The sequence below is a fragment of the Moorena sp. SIO3E8 genome (genome assembly GCF_010692445.1).
Classification (GTDB): domain Bacteria; phylum Cyanobacteriota; class Cyanobacteriia; order Cyanobacteriales; family Coleofasciculaceae; genus Moorena; species Moorena bouillonii.
In genome coordinates this window covers 71,392-89,117 of the sequence record NZ_JAAHHM010000024.1, presented here as the reverse complement: position 1 = coordinate 89,117, position 17,726 = coordinate 71,392, and the positions used below count along the sequence as shown (strand labels likewise).

Here is a 17,726-nt window from a genome sequence, read left to right as displayed (position 1 = left end):
GTTGCCGCCAATGGCAGCAACCAAAACCATTAGCGATCGCTGATATCAAATCAGGTTGAATACCCATCATTAGAGGGAGATAGGGAGATGGGGAGATAGGGAGATGGGGAGATAGGGAGATAGGGAGATAGGGAGATAGGGAGATAGGGAGATTTTTATTAAGCGATGCAGCGCGGTCTTGGGGGTTTCCCCCATGAGCGACTGCATCAAGACAGGGTAATTATCCTGAGCCGTCAGCTTACTTAAAATAAACCTTGAACGGGAGAATTTAATAGTTCTAGAAAAGTGTGGGGATTTGCCCTTGGCCGTTGGCCACGCTACCCAAACAGCTTTGTGGCACAGGTTAGAAGCCTGTGCCACAAAGCTGATAGCTGATAGCTGATAGCTGATAGCTGATAGCTGATAGCTGATAGCTGATAGCTGATAGCTGATAGCTGATAGCTGATAGCTGATAGTTTATAGCTGATAACTGATAGCTGATAGCTGATAGCTGATAGCTGATAGCTGATAGCTGATAGCTGATAGCTGATAGCTAACGCATTTTGGTCAAGCTTTCAGTCTTATCCAAAAACATCTCGGTGAAAATACTCATCACTGTTCGCTTACGCACCCGGATATTGGCACTGATAGACATACCCGATTGCAATGGCACTTCTTTGCCATAAGCTTGAATGAACTGTTTATCCAATTCGATTTTGGCAGGGAAAGTATAGTCTTGACGCAATTCCGCAGGATCCGGTGGTAGGGCATCAGAACCAATAGATAGTACCTTCCCTTTTACATCACCAAACTCACTAAAGGGAAAAGAGTCAACTCTGACTTCGGTTTCCATACCTGCTTCCACAAACCCGATGTCTCGGTTAGTAAGATACACCTTAGCAATCAGAGAGCTACCCGGAACAATTTTTAGCACTGGCTCAGTGGTATTGGCAACAAAACCAGGAGTTGAGGGTTGCAAATCAAAGACTGTTCCATCAACAGGAGCTCGTAGTTCTTGATAGCTTAGGGTTAGTTGAGCCTGCTGCAACTGGCTATCAATTTCAGCCATCTGCTTATTGTTATCAACAATACGTTGATTTAATTGACTTATAATGCTAGCTATTTGGGTGTTTATGCTATCAATTCTTTCATTATTCTGAGCCATCAAATCCGTCAGTTCTCGTTGAGAAGAGGCAATAGTATTGAGTAGATTTGCTCTGACCCCAGCAATTTCTTTTTGCAAGCGTTGTTCTTCTTCAATCCTAGAGTTGATCTCAGTTTGGCGATTTTTGACCTCATTTTCCTGCCTCAAGAACTGAATCTTAGAAAAGCCCCCTTGTTCATACAGGGGTCTGAGATCTGCAAGAATACCCTGCTCAACTGTTAGGATGTCTCTGCCATTGGCAAGTTGAATCTGATTTTGTTTGAGCTGTTCCTGTAGGGAGCCAATTCTACTCTCAAGTTCAGCAATCCGAGCGTCAAGTGCAGAAGTACCATATTGTAAACGAATTCGTTGTTCAGGGCTAAGATTAGCGCTCTTAGAACCTCCACTCAGTTGAGCGCGATAAAGTCGAATTTCTGCCAGTACCGTGTTTCGACTAGCGATCAGAGAAGGCAGTTGTGAGGACAGTTGTATGTCCAAACCTGGTGGTGGTACAGGTGGATAATTAGGATTACTAATTGCAGCTTGATAAAACTGGTTTTCTCTGATTAAGGTAGCCCGGCGTTTATTGAGAGAAGTCAGTTGAGCCTGAGTAGCCTTAGGCTCAAACGAAAGGAGCAAATCCCCTTCTTTAACCCGCTGTCCTTCCTTAATATGAATTTTTGTTACCACTCCACCCACAGGAGCTTGGACTTCTTTAACTGCACCTTGTGGCTCTAGCTTGCCCCGAGCGGGAACCGCATAGTCAATTTTGGCAAAGTAAGCCCACACCATACCAAAACTTGTTAGACTCAACAGTGCCCAGAGAATGGCATGAGACCAATGGGGCGATTGTTCTAAAATAACTGGCTGGTCGAATTCGAGGTGACTATTAGAAGCACGATGTCTGTCCCTGGTGTCTTGAGGCACTGTGGTTTTGCTCATAGTACCCACAGAACCTAAGTTGATTTTTGGATTTCGTTTGGGACCATTGCCATTACCATTGCCATTACCATTGCCATTACCATTGCCATTACCATTGCCATTACCATTGCCATTATATTGGCTCATCGTTATTAGCTCCTGCTATTCGTTAATACTTGGGTATTGGATGAATGATCAAGGATCAAAAAGAAAGAATGAAGGATAAAGGATGACGAATTAAGGATAAAAAAGAAAGAATGAAGGATAAAGGATGACGAATGAGATAATTATCGGGTTTAATAATTAAATTTAGTAACTAATAAAAAAACTGACTCATTGATCATTTTTATCACTTACTATAGGGGGAGTTAGCAAAAACTTCTCGCTCTCAATTAAACGCTTGCTGTAAAAGCAACTACCCGACCACTAGTATTTTTTTATCCTTGAGCCTAGTCTATCCGACACCAAGGGTTAAACCAAATAGCAAATACCGAGACAATACACACTTAATGCTTAACCCTTCATCCTTAATGCTTAACCCTTCATGGTTAATCCTTCATCCTTCACCCTTCATAGCTACATTTGAGCATCTTGTTGCATGTAGAGGCAATAGTAACGACCTTTCTGAGCCATCAGTTCATCATGAGTGCCTTGCTCTACTATTGAACCCCGATCCATCATCAAAATGATATCAGCGTTGCGAATGGTTCCTAGGCGGTGGGTAATGAACAATACCGTGCTTTGTTGAAAAGCTTCCGCTAGATTTAAACACACTTGCCGCTCGGTGTCATAATCGAGGGCGCTGGTGGCTTCATCTAATATCATTAACTGGGGTGATTGCAAAATCGTTCTGGCGATCGCAATACGCTGTCGTTGTCCCCCGGAAAGACCTGAACCCCTTTCGCCAACGCTGCTATTGTAACCCAAAGGCAAACCCATGATAAAATCATGGGCTACTGCTATTTTTGCTGCCTGAATAATTTCCTCACTGTCTGCATCAGGATTGGTCAGAGCAATATTCTCTTGAACGCTTCCCTCAAACAACAGGGTTTCCTGAGGCACAATCCCAATCTGACGCCGCAGGGAATAGAGTTCGACTTTCGAGATATCGTAACCATCGACAATGATGCGACCGGACTCTGGAGCATAGAGTCTAGCCAAAAGTTTGGTCATGGTACTCTTACCGGAACCACTTTGACCCACAATCCCTACAAATGAACCAGCTGGAATCTCGACGTTAATGTTATTCAGTTGCATTGGTCCACTCTTGGCAAAGCGGAAGGAGAGATTTTCATAGCGAATGTCTCCCCTGATAGAGGGCAAGGGGATATTACCCTGGTCTGCTTCAGCCACTTCTTTCGGTGTATCGACAATGTCACTGAGGCGTTCGAGAGATAGGGCTGTAGACTGGAAGTTTTGCCAAAGTTGGGCTAAACGCAGCAAGGGACTGGTAACGTAGCCCCCAATAATTCGAAAGGCAATCAACCCCCCTAAGCTTAATTGTCCATCTAGTACTAGATAGACCCCTACCCACAGCACAAGTAAACCAGAGAGTTTGTTCAAGAAGGTGCTCATAGAACTGGCGGCGGTAGAGGTTAGCACATTCTTGAAGCCTTCACTAACATAGCGCCCATATTTCTCTTGCCATTTCCAACGCGATCGCAATTCAATATTCTGGGCTTTGACGGTGGAAATACCAGATAATACCTCTACTAGATAGGATTGGGTTTGAGCATTCCGTTCTGCTTTATTGCGTAGCTGTTGCCGGACAATTGGGGAAACGATCAGGGTCAGGAGCATGAACAAAGGAATCACTGACAAAGTCACCACGGTCAGCACCCAACTAAACATGAACATGACCACGATGTAGATTATAGAAAAGACTGAATCTAACACCACGGTTAGGGCTGTCCCGGTCAAAAAGGAGCGGATATTTTCTAGCTCATTGATGCGGGTGGACAACTCCCCAACGGGTCGTTTCTCGAAATAGTTTAAGGGTAAGCGCAACAGGTGGTCGATAATCTCGGAACCAAGAGACATATCGATACGGTTGGTCGTATCTACAAACAGGTAGGTACGCAGGGTGATTAAAACCCCCTCAAAAACCGACACCACCAACAGTAAAATTCCCAGTACTTGCAAGGTATCGGTACTGTTTTGGGATATCACTTTGTCAATGAGTACCCGGATAATCAAGGGATAGGCTAGACCCAACAGTTGGACAAAGAAAGAAGCAATTAAAACTTCCGCCAATACCTTGCGGTAACGAACGATAGAAGGCCAAAACCAACTCAGACCAAAGCGCTGGGTAGGGGTGTCTTTGGTCGGTTTTAACAGAAGTACCTGCCCGCCTTCTCCCCAGTTTTCTTCAAAATCTTTAGGTTTAAGCTTTTGAATTCCCAGCTGTGGCACCGCCAGCACTACTTGCCGTTCACTGGCTTCATAGAGAATAGCTAAGCTATCGTGCCACAACAGCATCGCTGGGGTCGGTAAACGTTTAATAGCGTTAGCTGGTATTGTTGCGAGTTGGGCAGTTAATCCCATCAGTTCTGCCACTGCACCACAGTGCTGAAGGGAGATTTGACCGGTGCGAGCATGCTGGTTTTTTAGCACCTTCCGTATACTATCTTTGCGGAAAGGCATTTTAAAGTACTTACTCAGCATTTGGAAACAAGCCAAGGATTCCTGCACCGCTCCTTTACCCCGTATAAAGGGGAATTTTGTAGGAGTAGTCTGGTCAGTGTAAATTGTCTCGGGAGCCTCATCCGGTCGGTCTGGAGCCTGGGGAATATCGTCTTGAGGTATAGTGCGAATTGTATCGGTAGGCTCAGCCAAGGTTTCCGAGTCAGTAGCGGTAGCTTCTGAGAAAATAGCTTCTGGAATTCCCACCAAGCGCGTTGCACCATGACCATTGACCTGTAAGCTAGACAATGCTTCCGAACTCAGACAAGACCCTACTGGTAAATTGGCGGCTGCTCCTCCACTCACAAACCATACTCGATTGGGGTCGAGTTGGCTTGACATTTGCTTGCCCCGAGGTAGGTTATAAACTAAAGCGTCTGACCAGGCTAACAGGGCAAGTGCTTTGAGGTCAGTCTCTGCCTCAGCCCGACGCCCCAACTCTGTTCCCAAAAGATCAAAGATTTCCACTAGACCACAACGGGCTTTGAAGGCATCTGAGAAAGATTTTTCTGTATCTAGCAGCCCTAAGAAGTCAGCCACATTGATGGTGACACAAACCGCTTCCACCGATGCGATCGCAGTTTCACACGGTATGCCCCTGACCAAACTGACCCAGCCAATAATCGCCCCTGGTTGTAGTAATTTGAGGGTTGTGGGGGTTTGACGGCGTTGGTCATAGCCAATTAGACGGGCTTTGCCTTGGAATAAAATCGAGATTTGGCCTGGCATTTTATCCCTGACCACAATTGTCTGGCCCATGCGGTAGCGCAACAGTTGGCAACTAGTGGACAGTTTTTGCCGTGCTGCCCTTGACAATTGATTGAACGGCGAAATACCAGCTAGAAACTCTTGAATTGTTGTTGTATAGGTCATTGAGCCTCTTAGGATTTGAGATTAGTTTGCAAGAGCGTGAGATTAGTTAGCTTAAATTTAATAACAGCTTCTCATGGGGTATTTATGAGGATATGCTATAAATATTAGGTCGGTTTTTTATGTAAAGACTCTGCAGAGCACCCTAGGACTTGCTTAGCGCTTCTTTCATTAAGAAATGTAACTAGTTGGCTATGCTATGATGGTGCATAGGGAAAATCTATTGAGACTAGCCTTAAACAACAAAAATTTACCCGATCACCATAGACTAATGATCATTTAGCCACGGCACAGTTTCAGGATTACCATAAATGCCAAGCTAGACGGGTTTATCGGAATCTTCTCCATCTGGCGCGAGATGATAATGCCGAGAACGACCATACCCGCCCATGTTCCCCCAAATCCGGAATCAAAGCCGCTGTCTAAGGTTTCTTGAGTTTAGTTTCATTTCTAGAGTTTTGTTGTTAATCTAGCGCTGCTAATTGCTGATTCAGTTGCTCACTGAGCCAGGTGCTGAAACATTCATTCAGCAGTCGCTGGCGCATCGAATCATCTAACTGGGCTGGCATAAACTTCTCCAAACGCACGATTAACAGCCATTCTCCCAAGCGAGTCGGTGGGAACAATTGTCCGGGTTGGCTCAGGCGAAGCATTTGGGCTAAGGCGGGGTGAGGTACGCTCAGTTCAACTGGACCGATTAATCCCCCAGTTTGAGCTTCTGGTCCTTGGGAATATTCCCTAGCTAGGTCAGCAAAAGACTCTTCTCCTTCTTGAATGCGGAAATATATTTCTTGGGCTACCCCTGGGTCTTTTGTCCGAATCAGGGAATAAATCACTCGGTCTAATTGTCCCTTCCGTTCCAGAAAATAAGATTCCAGTTTGTGACTCCAGGTTTGTTGTTTGTATTTCTCAATCAGAATACTTCGTACCGCTAGGGCTTCTAATTGAGCTGGATTCATACCACGCTGTTTTAGCCAAGCCTGTTTAGCCGTCTCGTCAATGAGCTGATTTTTTTCCAAGAACTGCTGATAGGCTTGAGCCTTCTCCTCTGGTGTGCAGCTTGCGGTAGCCACTGCCTCGTCAATGATAATCTCACGGATTAACGGTGGCAGCAATTGGTAACCAGCTAGCAGGGGAACAATTTCTTCTGCACTAATGACGCGATCGCCTATTCGTAAAACTGTAGTTGTCCCCATAAGAAATGTTTGGCTTTGTGGTAGCGCGGTTGTGGATATGATTTAGATATCGCCCACTGTATATTATAATTCCTAACTCTAAAGCTTCAACAGTACAGTTTTTGCACATTTACGAAACTAGGGTTAGGGGAAAACGCTTTCTCGGGTTTTTGCTACTGGGTAACTGACTACTGACACCACATTACTTGATGTCATTCCATGGGTTGCAGTAATGGGGTTGATTTTGCCTTGCCCACGGAGCAAATGGCTTATTGGTTGAGGGTCGGTTCTGAGCAACTGGGCTGACGGCTAATAGCTGATACCTGAGTACTCGCCACTTGGTATCACTATATATTAAGTTTTAAAAAGATTTGGGAAAGCCAAATAAATCTAATCAAAGTATCTCAAATAACAAAACCAGGATCACAGACCCTAGAGCACCGAGCTATTACAAGGGTATTACAAGTTGCGGAGATTGATTTTACCTTGGTGACTGATTAGCCGAATAGCTATCATTTCAGAATAACATAATTCTTATTTTATGAGTATTTGTAACATTGTTAGTCTAATGGTTAGTCTAATGGTTAGTCTAATGGTTAGTCTAATGGTTAGTCTAATGGTTAGTCTAATGGTTAGTCTAATGGTTAGTCTAATGGTTAGTCTAAGGTAATTAGTCTAAACAAAGAGATTGTCCTGCCATTGGCATAGGTGTGAAGCGAAACTATTGCAGAATATAAATCATCCATGGCCTTCTGTCATGATTATAATTACTGAGCAACCAAAACTCGCTGCTTATCGCTCTAGTTCATTGGTCTGAGTCTGTATTTCATTTTTCGCGGGTTTCCCCATTAGCTAGGTCTGTGTTTTACTAGTTCCCTCACATTTTTGTTTGTGTTTGTTCAACTGACTTCTCACCCCTAAAACCCCAATGGCTAGTAACCCCAATACAGAGGTTGGTTCTGGAACTGAGGTGGGATCAGTGGGTGTTGGCACTGAGGGGGGATCAGTGTGTGTTGGCACTGAGGGGGGATCAGTGGGTGTTGGCACTGAGGGGGGATCAGTTGGTTCCAGTCTGACTACATTGACATTATCGATTAGTAGTCCTGAATCAAAGGCACCATCCCCAACATCTGTTACACCTATGGTCAAGGTGTAGGTTCCAGAGCCAGCAATTTTCTGAGAGTAGGTGCTAAAACCAGTTTCATTCACAAACGGTGTCATGGAATCAGCTAATACTGAGAAGGTATCAGCCAAACCATTCAACTGACCGGAAATTCCCACAAAAGCGAAGTCATTAAAATATTCAGAACCGAAATCATCTGTGAGGAAGTTGTAATCGAAATTAAGAACATCTCCTGCAACTGCTGTAAAGGTAGTTCTGATTGCTGATCCTTCAAACACCTCCCCCTTTCCTTTGCCGATCTGATCCAGCACTGTAATGTCCAGCTCTAGAAAATTGGCTAGCTCCACGAAGTTTTCTTGTTCCTGGGGAAGGAATGTATCTAGCTGGGCATAGAAACTGCCGTCAGTAGGTTGACTACCAAAACCTGCAGTGCGCACAGAAGCACTACCCAATGTTTCCCAGCCCGTAAAATAATTTTCAAAACTACCATTAGTGATGATGGTGGCTGAGGCAGGATTAGTATCAAATAGACTGGCCACACCGATCAGGCTGACAATACCTGTTCTCAAAGAGAAGCGCTTGTAGTTTTTAAGGTCAAACATATTGATTATCTTTGTTGAGAACTAGAGATTAGTCATTGGTAGATGCTTCCCAGTTCCAAAGTGGATATTTTTTCCGAGTAGACGCTCTTAACCCATCTGACAGTCTTAGGTTGAAGACTGACCAGATTGCTGATTGGTTCCACACCTAAACTCGAAGCTGATCGTGAAAATCCGCGCATCACCTGTGGTTAATCATGCGATGATAAAATCGCCATCAACTATATCTAGATTTATATCGTTTTTATCAACATTTTTTAGGATAGCTAATGTTCTGAAGGGGGTGTACCCTTGAATACCATCTGGATCTACTCTAATATAAGTATCTGAACCAAACTGCTCAATTGTCAACCAATCTCCAACATTGGCATCTGAATTCAAACCTTCGTTGTGAAAAAGATCCCAAAAGAAACCAGAGGTTATAACCACAACATCTTCATCGTTGGGATCGAAATCTTCAATGATGTCCATCCTCTCGGAAAAGTTACTATACCAGGTCAGATCACGATCATCATCATAACCAAGGTTGATAAAGTCACCTCCACCACCTCCAAATACAGTGTCAGCCCCCCCTTGAGCGTCGATATTATCTGGCTCTGGGGTACCTGTGAGCCAGTCCCCTTTGTCTGTGCCATGTAGTGGATTAACATTTCGTGGATTAATATCTCGGATTTTCATAAGTGTTTAGTATGTGCTAACTCTGTGGTTTTTGATTGTTTTAATCATTTCCTTTAAGTCATGAGCAGAGGCATATTTTTCTCTATTAACGAGAAAATAATAGTTACTGCTACTGAGGGTTTAGAGTGGCAGCACACCCAGGAATTACTCTCCTAAAAGAGAAAACTATATTTTTCTCCTTGTCCATAAAAACCAGATAAATCCTAACTCATTTTTTCAGTATAAAATTGGTTTTAACACTAAAAATATTTCCCATAAACAATCTTTACTAACAGTTTAAAAATAGTGATAGTTTGTGTGGAGAATGTGAAGAATTTGATAATAATAAGGAAAGGTCAAGTGATGATGCTTATTCTTAGTTTTTCAATCCACTTAGAGGAAAATCCGGAATACTTGTCTGACAATTTTTCTGGTTATATCACAAGTGTTATCACAATTGTATAGACAAGATGCAGCCACAAAGGGAGGTAAGGCGCGCAAAAGCTATTAAGGGATTAAAGGGATGAAAGGGCTAATAGCAGGAAGAGGGTTAAGAGGGAGAAGAGGGGGAAGTTATAGCACTACGCATTAAAGTTAGGACATTGATACAAGCAGCAAAACCTTGTGTAGTAAACTTTTGCCTCTTGCCTCTTGCCTCTTGCCCTTGCGCGTAGCGCTATATACCAATTTCATTTATTCGAGCTACAGATGCTGAGCAGGTATAAGTTACAGGTTGCAGGTGATCAGCTTACAGGTGATTAAGCTAGTGTGCATTTAATGGGCATATTTTATACTTTCGGAATTAGGGAAGGTAGACAAGGGGGGATAAAGGGGCAGTGTTGTCTTTCCACTCTTGTCTCTCTTCCCAGTCTTCCCCCAGAAAAGTATTGCTGATCAAGGTGTCCTCTACTCCAGATTGAGTGTGCCATTCACCGATAACCCAAGCCTCGATGGTGATGATTTTGCCAAAAAAGCCGTCTCATTCGTCTATCCCCTGGTTTAGCATTGGCATGACTGCCATTGTTTTACTGTCACTCGCCCTGCGATTTTGGGGGTTGGGTCGATTTAATCGCCTAGTATTCGATGAAGTTTACTACGCTATATTTGCCAATAACTACTTAACCGGTACTTCCTTTTTCAATCCCCATCCTCCCCTAAGTCAGTACATCATTGCCATTGGCATCTGGATTGGCTCTCATCTACCTTTTGGACAGGATACAGTTAACGAGCTGACTGGTTCCTTACGCTCTACCTGGAGTTACCGATGGCTGAATGCCCTGACGGGTTCTTTGATTCCGATCGTAGTGGCGGCTCTGGCTTATCAACTCAATCGACGTCGCAGCTATGCCTTGATTGCTGCTCTGTTCGCAGCTACTGATGGTTTATTCCTGGTAGAATCCCGCTATGCCCTCAACAATATATATTTAGTGATCTTGGGATTACTGGGTCAGTGGTTTTTCCTGCTGGCTCTTAATCATCAGGCTGCCAAATCCTGGCTGATGCTAATCCTATCTGGTGTGTTTTTTGGTGCTTCCGCAGCGATTAAGTGGAATGGCTTGTGGTTTTTGTTAGGGATTTATATAGTATGGGCTGTGGCTTGGGTATGGCAATTATTTAGAACCTATTTTGGGCAGACAACCCGTACTCGCTCCATACCATCGGGACGCCATCCATTACAAAACCTGACCCAACTGAATATCGGGCACATCCTGCTGAACTTGGTGATTTTACCAGTTGTTACTTACAGCCTGCTTTGGATTCCTCACTTACTGATGAATCCTAGCCCTGGATTCTGGGAGTCTCAAGTCAAAATTTTAACCTTCCATCAAAATGTGGGCAGTGGCACTGATGTCCATCCTTACTGTTCCCGGTGGTATACTTGGCTGTTAATGTGGCGTCCGGTTGCTTACTTCTATCAGACTGCTAGTCACAGCCCTGAGGCTGTTCCCACTGACTCCCTCTTATCGGCTGATGCGAGCAATGTAATCTATGATGTCCATGCCATGGGCAATCCTTTCCTATGGTGGCTCTCGACTACAGCAATTTTTTTGCTGCTGCTGCTGTTAACCCAACGCATCTTAGAAGGGGTGGGCTGGAAATCTATACCAACCTCCTATACCTGGATTACCCTCTATTTGATCGTAAACTACGCCGCTAACCTATTGCCCTGGACGAAAGTGACTCGCTGCACGTTTCTTTATCATTACATGGGAGCTTCAGTGTTTTCTGGATTAGCACTGGCGTGGCTAGTTGACCGCTGGCTACACAGTGAGAAAAACCAGTATCGTAGTGCTGGTTTCACTGTCATCTTGGTAGTTGTACTAGCTTTTATATTCTGGTTACCAATTTACTTAGGTCTACCCTTGTCTGAGTCAGGTTATCAGCTGCGGATGTGGTTCCGCTCCTGGATTTAGGGACAATTTATTAATATCAGGGTTCAGCACTTATTGATGTTTTAGATAATGAAGAATGAGAAGTTGATCAGCATTTATTTTGCCGCCTGTGGCTAGTCAATAAGAATGACATAAGCCAATATAGGGCTGAGCAATTTCAGAATGATATTAGTAAAATAATTCAAATCCACAACCATCAATTATTCAAGAATGATACCGGATCAAAACGTTATATCGATGATTTTAAATCACATCTAATGAAACCGAAACAGCCTTAATAAAGTGGCTTTAAAAGCTATCAATTAAAGCACTTTAAAATTGGATATTAACAATTAACAATATTCCTTTCGTTTCCAGAACAGTTTTAGTCCTGCGACTAAACCTAAGCCAAGGACACTCGAGGCTTCTGGTACTGGCTCTGGTTCTGATGGTGTGTAGTCGTAAGTAACCGTAACATCCGCTTGGGCTTTTGTTGCGATCGCATTGAGTATATTAGCGGTTCCGTTAACAATGGATATGGTTTCCGCAGAGAAGAAAAAGTCTACGGGTTCAGTGCCCAGGAATGCATTAAACACGGAACCATTTGTGAACGTCTTCTCACCGGATACATTAGCGGTTAGTCCGATAAATGAAACTGCAGACTCACCCTGAAAATCTAATGTGCCATCATAGGCAGCGACAACGGCTGAATCTCGTACTCTTGCTGTCTGTGTGAACAGGGTTGTATTATTTGCTCCGACCAATGTGAATAAGCCTTCCAGATTCCAAGTCAGAGTTGCTGGCTTTGCGTCTAGGCTTTCGCTCCGTGCGTCCCCTGACATTAGCCCGTTAAATTCTATGGTCACGGCATCAAGGGTACCGAGACTGGTGTCGAAGGGGTTGATAACAGGTGTCAGAAGCTCGTCAGTGATATTTGTCGGCATCAGTGGCACTGATGCGGATTGAACGATAGTGGCACTATACGCTGCAGTAGTAGTTGCCACAATACTGGTTAAGGCAGAAACAGTAGCTACGCAAATCAGATATTTGGTTTTGATTGATGTGAAATTCAATCTTCATTTACAAGTTAATCATTTTTTTTTAAAATGGCAATTTTGATTGGGGATTTATGGGCTGATAAAATAAAATGAATTATCCGAATTTTTTCGGATAGAAATTTTGATTATTTGTGGTAAGGTGTTAGGTTTTTAAAATTTAGATTGTTTTGATTATCAAAAAAAGCCAAAACACTATTTCAGGGGATAATAACCACCGAATACCTTGCCGATCAACTAAGGAAAGCTTATCTAAAATATGGTTTGGTTAGAAAAGTTTAAACTTTACTATTGTCAGTTTTAAATTAACCATTAAGCATTAATCATTAACCATTAAAGAATTTGGAAACTGAGCTTTCAATGCTGGCAATACTGGACAGGGTTTCTTCTGCTGCAAGTTATCTCCTTTACCACTAAAGGTATTCCACCGAAATGGTCCCAAATCGGCGGCGGCCATCCACAGCAAGCGTTTAGCTCGGGTCATGGCTACATAGAGCAAGCGGAATTCTTCAGCAGTCTTAAGCTGTGCGGCTTGTTCCCAAGCTTCAGGTGCCATGGGTAAGGGTTTGCCGTGAAGGTGGGCACGAATTTGAGCTCTGGCTACTTCTGCTAGGGTAAATTCTCCCAAAAACTGAGCGGCAGTAGGTACCCACGGATTACCTGGAAGGGTGTCTTCATGGAGAAAGGGCAAGAAAACATAGTCCCAGTCTAATCCTTTGGCTTTGTGCATGGTGATTACAGTAAGTTGATGGGAACGCAGATAAGGGGAGTCTGTATTGTCTGGGTCTACAGGTTCAAAACGTTCTGAGCTAACGATTTCCTGAAGTACTGTTAGAGTGTCACTGATAGAACTGTTGCCAAAGGTCTGTTTTGCTATCCGTTCGGCTAATTTATCTGCTGTGGCGAGCTCGGATTGGTCATAGTTTAAGGTCTGAGCCAGAAAGGAAATGAGGTGATAATTGGGGAGTTCTAGACGAGCACGTAGTAAATCACAGCAGTAGCGGCGAGCTTTGATAACTGGTTTTGTATGGGGTGGATCCAATGGACCAGGATAGAGGAATTGTTCGGGATAAGTCGATAGAGCATTGAGGTCTTGGGTGGGAATTAACTGACGTTTTACCAAGACATCTAGGGCAGCTTTTAGGTAATCCGGAGAATGGGGACGGTCGAGAAATTGCAGCAGTGTTAGGATTTGACTGGGAACGTGGGATTCGCGATCGCGTTTTTGGACATCATACACTTCAATTCCATGCTGGCGTTTGAGATACTCCAGTTGTTCGACCACAAACGTCCCTTGTCGATTCTCCCGCACTAACACAGCAGCGTTATGGTTTTGGTTTTTGGCAAATAGCTCTACTACTCGCTTTCCAATCAGCTCGACTGTGTGGTAAATGTCCTTAGGAGTGTAAAGTTCTAAGCCTTTCCCTTCTGGATTTGGGTTGGCATCCGGTTGAGGGTCATTGGCATCTACTCGACGAATGGTTTGAGGACGAAAGGGTAGCTCGGTGGATGGTTCAGTTTGGGGGATAGAGTCTGGCTGTGGTACTGTTTCGGTAGAGTTTTTGCTGCCATAGGTGCTATTGACCCAATTCACGATAAAGTTGGCAGCATCGATGATAACCTGGCTACTGCGACCCGCTTGATCCATTGTGGCTAAATGTCCTATTGCCTGACATTCTTGGCAAAACCAATTGAAGTAAATCGGGTCAGCTGGGGTAAAGGTAGAGTTAATGGCTTGATTGGGGTCTCCAACTCGGATCAGATTTGTTAAAGGTTGTTTGGTTGAAGGTTGTTTGGTTGAAGGTTGTTTGGTTGAAGGTTGGGAGGTTGAAGGTTGGGAGGTTGTTCGCGTAGCGTGGCCAATAGGCCAAGGTTCAAGGTTTGGTTCGGAACTAGCTGGCAATGTGGCTAGAGTTTGCAAGAGTCGGTATTGTAAGGGTGTGGAATCCTGGGCTTCGTCTTCAAAGACGGCAAAAAATTGATTTTGCCAGAGCTGACGGATGGCATCGTTTTGTAGCACTCTCAGCGCGGCTAGAATCATGTCGTCGTAGTCGATAAATTCACGCGATCGCACTATGGTTTGATACTGTTGATACAGTCCTGCTGCGATCGCTAATATCCCATATTCATCCGTTGTCTGTTCACTGAGGTGCCACAAATCTGCTGGTAATAACCCAGAACTTTTGGCTTCATGGATAACGGTGTAGGCCAGGTTAGGTAACACTTCCGTTCGCAATACGGATTGTCGGCGCAACCGTTCTGTTTCTTCTCCATCAAAGCTTCGACCTTCGAGCAAGGTAAGATACCGGCGTGGATAATTAGCAATCCACTGTTCCACACAAGCACGGATTAAGCGATGACTTTGATTTGGAGTTACTAGAGTACTACTGTCTAGATTCAATCCCGATAATTCTGGATGACGGTTAGCAATGTAGAGGGCTAAACCATGTAAGGTATAGACTACAAAGCTATTTTGTGGGACCTTAAGGGTTTTTAGGTCATCGCGGATTTTAGCTCGAATACTGGCAGCGGCAGAGCGAGTGAAGGTGACTACCAGCAATTGATATCTGCTATGGAGTTGGTAATTTGCGATCGCAATTGCTGCAGCTTTTGCCATGCCAGTAGATTTCCCAGCACCAGGGACAGCAGAAACAGCTAAGGTTCCCCCTTGCCAGTCGGCCATTGGTTGTTGTCCCCGTCTTAAACTATTGCGGAGTCGTTGTAGTTCTTGGGCACGCCAAGCGGAGAGCGGGGTTTGCTGTGAGTCTGACTTGGTATCTGTATCCTCTGACATGTTGAGATTTGCTGCAACTGAACTATTGTTTGGTATTTTAATTAGCGCAGGTTGCAAATCGCTATAGCTTTTGGTTAAGCTGGTTGCTCATTCAACCATTAGACCTCGCGAGTAGGGACAAATTTTCACAGGGCACTGAGAGCTTAGAGTAGCTTAATGATTATTCATAAATTGGTAAAGTAATCAGTAATAACGCAACAATAACTTAACAATTTCTGCGTTTTTTTTTCATAAAACATGCCAAAATTACATGGGCAGTGTCAGTTCTGCTCACGATACTCTTAGCAAGGTTAACTCTAAAAGACTTCTTTCGCTTTTCACATTTTAAGGAGGAAATTATGAAGCGAGTTGCGATATTTTTGATGTCCTTGATGGCGGCACTGGTACTCATTGCTACCCCAGCTCATGCGTCGATTCAAGCAGGCATTATTAAACTGTCTTCCCCAGGCCGAGTGGTAACAGCAAGTAAAGACACAAGCACATTTAAAGAAGTGTTGTTCGCAGAGCCATTTCGGGAAGGCTCAAATGTGATCGTGATTCCAATGGTTCAAACCTTTAATGGGGCAGATACCCCTGGTGTCAGGATCGCAGATGTAACCACGAAGGGCTTTAAGTTCAAAATGAACGAATTAGTTCGGGGTGGTCCAAGGCAGGCTCTGTCAGATGGAAAACATACAACCGAAACCATAGGTTGGATGGCTGTCAGTTTCTAATCGCTCTTAGGGTTTTTTTCTGACCTCCGTCGCCTGTGCCCCATCCATGGGGCACAGGCGACGGAGGTATTTGGTAGTGAAAGTGTGACAAAGGCTGTTGCAAAAGCCAAGCATTACATAATTTTATGATTTATCGCAGTTGGTGGAAGTAATTGTTAAGCTAGGCTCATCTGGCAAGGTTATAATCATCAAACTCTATGCACTCTGAAATTGAAGATTTTACTGTTTGCCATGTTTGTGGTTTTCCTGAAGCTAGAACTCGCTACGGATCTCGAGCCTATGGGAAAGGAAAAGATCTACTGGTGATTGAAAATGTACCTATGGTGAGCTGCCCTAGTTGCGGTACGAGTTACTTAACATCATTTACTCTCAAAGAAATTGACCGTATTAAGCGCGATCGCTTGACAGTAGCACTAACAAAATCTGTGAAGGTTGCTAGTTTCTCAGTTTAATATTAACGAGTCCACTACACACAGGGAATTTCAAGATCATGGCAAATGGTAAATCCAAAGTTGCACTTATTACCGGGGCATCATCGGGTATGGGCAAAGAAATGGCCAAATCTCTGCTGAAGGATGGTCTGACCGTGGTAGTGGCGGCACGTAGTGTCGAGAAAATGGCTAACCTTAGAGAGTTGGGTGCTCACCCGCTGCGTATGGACATCACCGATGAGGCAAGTATCCAGGCTGCGGTGAATGAAATTCTAGACATTTATGGCAAGGTTTCGCCCCGCTGACCTTAGCCGTTAGACTTTGCTGAGTATCAGTAGATGGTCTTCAGAACTGTTAACATTGACTTTGTCTTTGGGATGTGCTTCCATTGTCAAGCACCAAATGCACTACAGTTGCGTGTAGCTAAAGGTGAGAGCGATCGCAACATTGGGCTAGACAAATCAATATGGATCAAATCATAGCAAAGGTTTTCTTAGAATGCGTTCGCGCAATCGATGCCAGCGAGTTGATAAGTCGCGTTTCTTCGACGGACAAAGAGTTTAGCTTTCAAAATTGGTTTGCTGTTCGTCTTGAAAGGCTTTCCTTGAACTTCGATGAACCTTCAAGAAATGCTTATCCAGACTTCAGGCTTGTTGATTTCCCCCTTGGCTTCGAGATAAAAGGATTAGGATTTCCAGGCAGGGAAGCAAACTATGACTGCAATAGTCAAGTGCCCTCAGGTCTGCATAATGGCAGGACAATTTACTATGTGTTTGGACGATACCCAGCAAAAACCAAGGAAAAGAACTATCCAGTCTATGATCTTGTCATGTGTCATGGCAATTTCTTAAATGCAGACCATTCTTATATCCATAAAAATAAGAATATTAAAGGTTTCGGTAGCTATGGAGACATTATGATTCGTGACCGAAAAATGTATGTTGCACCTACACCATTTGCCCTTACGGATGGCACAGAACGCCAAGTTACTCTGATTGCTCCAACTGGCTTTAAATGTGGTATAGATTTAAAACACTCGGGTACTATCACACGTATAGAGACTCCAAGGCTGATCAGGGGTTATTACTTTGATATGATTGAACATACGCTTACACCTTCCTATATAGATAATCCCAACGCAGGAAAAAAACACACATTTGAAGTTTTTCGTGCAGCAAAATCTTTAGGACCAACAGTCACTCTTCGTTGAT

Annotated in this window: 14 protein-coding genes; 6 read left to right on the top strand and 8 right to left on the bottom strand. The window is 43.9% G+C overall.

Features of this window, described 5'->3' with window-relative positions; genetic code table 11:
- Nucleotides 1-69: 69 nt before the first annotated feature.
- The 6 genes from F6K46_RS13385 to F6K46_RS13360 form a co-directional block, all read right to left on the bottom strand.
- The gene (locus F6K46_RS13385; RefSeq protein WP_293060842.1) at nucleotides 70-207 is read right to left on the bottom strand and encodes a hypothetical protein; all 138 of its coding nucleotides are present in this window, start codon (nucleotides 205-207) and stop codon (nucleotides 70-72) included.
- Nucleotides 208-532: 325 nt separating this feature from the next.
- The gene (locus tag F6K46_RS13380) at nucleotides 533-2,191 is read right to left on the bottom strand and encodes an HlyD family efflux transporter periplasmic adaptor subunit (protein WP_293060844.1); all 1,659 of its coding nucleotides are present in this window, start codon (nucleotides 2,189-2,191) and stop codon (nucleotides 533-535) included.
- Between the two features lie 429 nt (nucleotides 2,192-2,620).
- Complete coding sequence (locus F6K46_RS13375) at nucleotides 2,621-5,599, bottom strand: peptidase domain-containing ABC transporter (protein WP_293060846.1); 2,979 nt, start codon at nucleotides 5,597-5,599, stop codon at nucleotides 2,621-2,623.
- A gap of 461 nt (nucleotides 5,600-6,060) precedes the next feature.
- Nucleotides 6,061-6,792 carry a peptidylprolyl isomerase gene (locus tag F6K46_RS13370; protein ID WP_009149356.1) on the bottom strand — a complete coding sequence of 244 codons (732 nt, stop codon included), beginning with the start codon at nucleotides 6,790-6,792 and terminating at the stop codon, nucleotides 6,061-6,063.
- Nucleotides 6,793-7,623: 831 nt separating this feature from the next.
- Nucleotides 7,624-8,496: a PEP-CTERM sorting domain-containing protein gene (locus tag F6K46_RS13365; RefSeq protein ID WP_293060848.1), complete on the bottom strand. Its 873-nt coding sequence runs from the start codon at nucleotides 8,494-8,496 to the stop codon at nucleotides 7,624-7,626.
- A 192-nt stretch (nucleotides 8,497-8,688) separates the two neighbouring features.
- Entirely contained in the window at nucleotides 8,689-9,171 is a 483-nt protein-coding gene (locus tag F6K46_RS13360; RefSeq protein WP_075903298.1) for a hypothetical protein, read from the bottom strand.
- A gap of 832 nt (nucleotides 9,172-10,003) precedes the next feature.
- Between F6K46_RS13360 and F6K46_RS13355 the strand changes: the two genes are divergently transcribed.
- Together F6K46_RS13355 and F6K46_RS13350 are read left to right on the top strand one after the other, a co-directional pair.
- On the top strand, nucleotides 10,004-10,153 hold the full coding sequence (locus F6K46_RS13355) for a hypothetical protein (protein ID WP_293060874.1): 150 nt from the start codon (nucleotides 10,004-10,006) through the stop codon (nucleotides 10,151-10,153).
- A gap of 7 nt (nucleotides 10,154-10,160) precedes the next feature.
- Nucleotides 10,161-11,564, top strand: coding sequence for a phospholipid carrier-dependent glycosyltransferase (locus F6K46_RS13350; protein ID WP_366510741.1), 1,404 nt, complete (start codon nucleotides 10,161-10,163; stop codon nucleotides 11,562-11,564).
- A gap of 311 nt (nucleotides 11,565-11,875) precedes the next feature.
- Here F6K46_RS13350 and F6K46_RS13345 read toward each other — a convergent pair whose 3' ends face one another.
- Both F6K46_RS13345 and F6K46_RS13340 read right to left on the bottom strand, forming a co-directional pair.
- On the bottom strand, nucleotides 11,876-12,595 hold the full coding sequence (locus tag F6K46_RS13345) for a choice-of-anchor E domain-containing protein (RefSeq protein ID WP_293060853.1): 720 nt from the start codon (nucleotides 12,593-12,595) through the stop codon (nucleotides 11,876-11,878).
- 301 nt (nucleotides 12,596-12,896) lie between these two features.
- Nucleotides 12,897-15,371 carry an ATP-dependent helicase gene (locus tag F6K46_RS13340; RefSeq protein ID WP_293060854.1) on the bottom strand — a complete coding sequence of 825 codons (2,475 nt, stop codon included), beginning with the start codon at nucleotides 15,369-15,371 and terminating at the stop codon, nucleotides 12,897-12,899.
- A 338-nt stretch (nucleotides 15,372-15,709) separates the two neighbouring features.
- Here F6K46_RS13340 and F6K46_RS13335 point away from each other — a divergent pair, with 338 nt between their 5' ends.
- From F6K46_RS13335 to F6K46_RS13320, 4 genes are all read left to right on the top strand, one after another.
- A complete protein-coding gene (locus F6K46_RS13335; RefSeq protein ID WP_293060855.1) occupies nucleotides 15,710-16,084 on the top strand; it encodes a hypothetical protein in 375 nt (124 codons plus the stop codon).
- 197 nt (nucleotides 16,085-16,281) lie between these two features.
- The gene (locus F6K46_RS13330; RefSeq protein ID WP_075903302.1) at nucleotides 16,282-16,536 is read left to right on the top strand and encodes a YgiT-type zinc finger protein; all 255 of its coding nucleotides are present in this window, start codon (nucleotides 16,282-16,284) and stop codon (nucleotides 16,534-16,536) included.
- Nucleotides 16,537-16,574: 38 nt separating this feature from the next.
- Entirely contained in the window at nucleotides 16,575-16,820 is a 246-nt protein-coding gene (locus F6K46_RS13325) for an SDR family NAD(P)-dependent oxidoreductase (RefSeq protein WP_293060856.1), read from the top strand.
- Nucleotides 16,821-16,981: 161 nt separating this feature from the next.
- Nucleotides 16,982-17,725 (top strand): hypothetical protein, encoded by a 744-nt coding sequence (locus F6K46_RS13320; RefSeq protein WP_293060857.1) that lies wholly within the window; start codon nucleotides 16,982-16,984, stop codon nucleotides 17,723-17,725.
- Nucleotide 17,726: the final 1 nt, after the last annotated feature.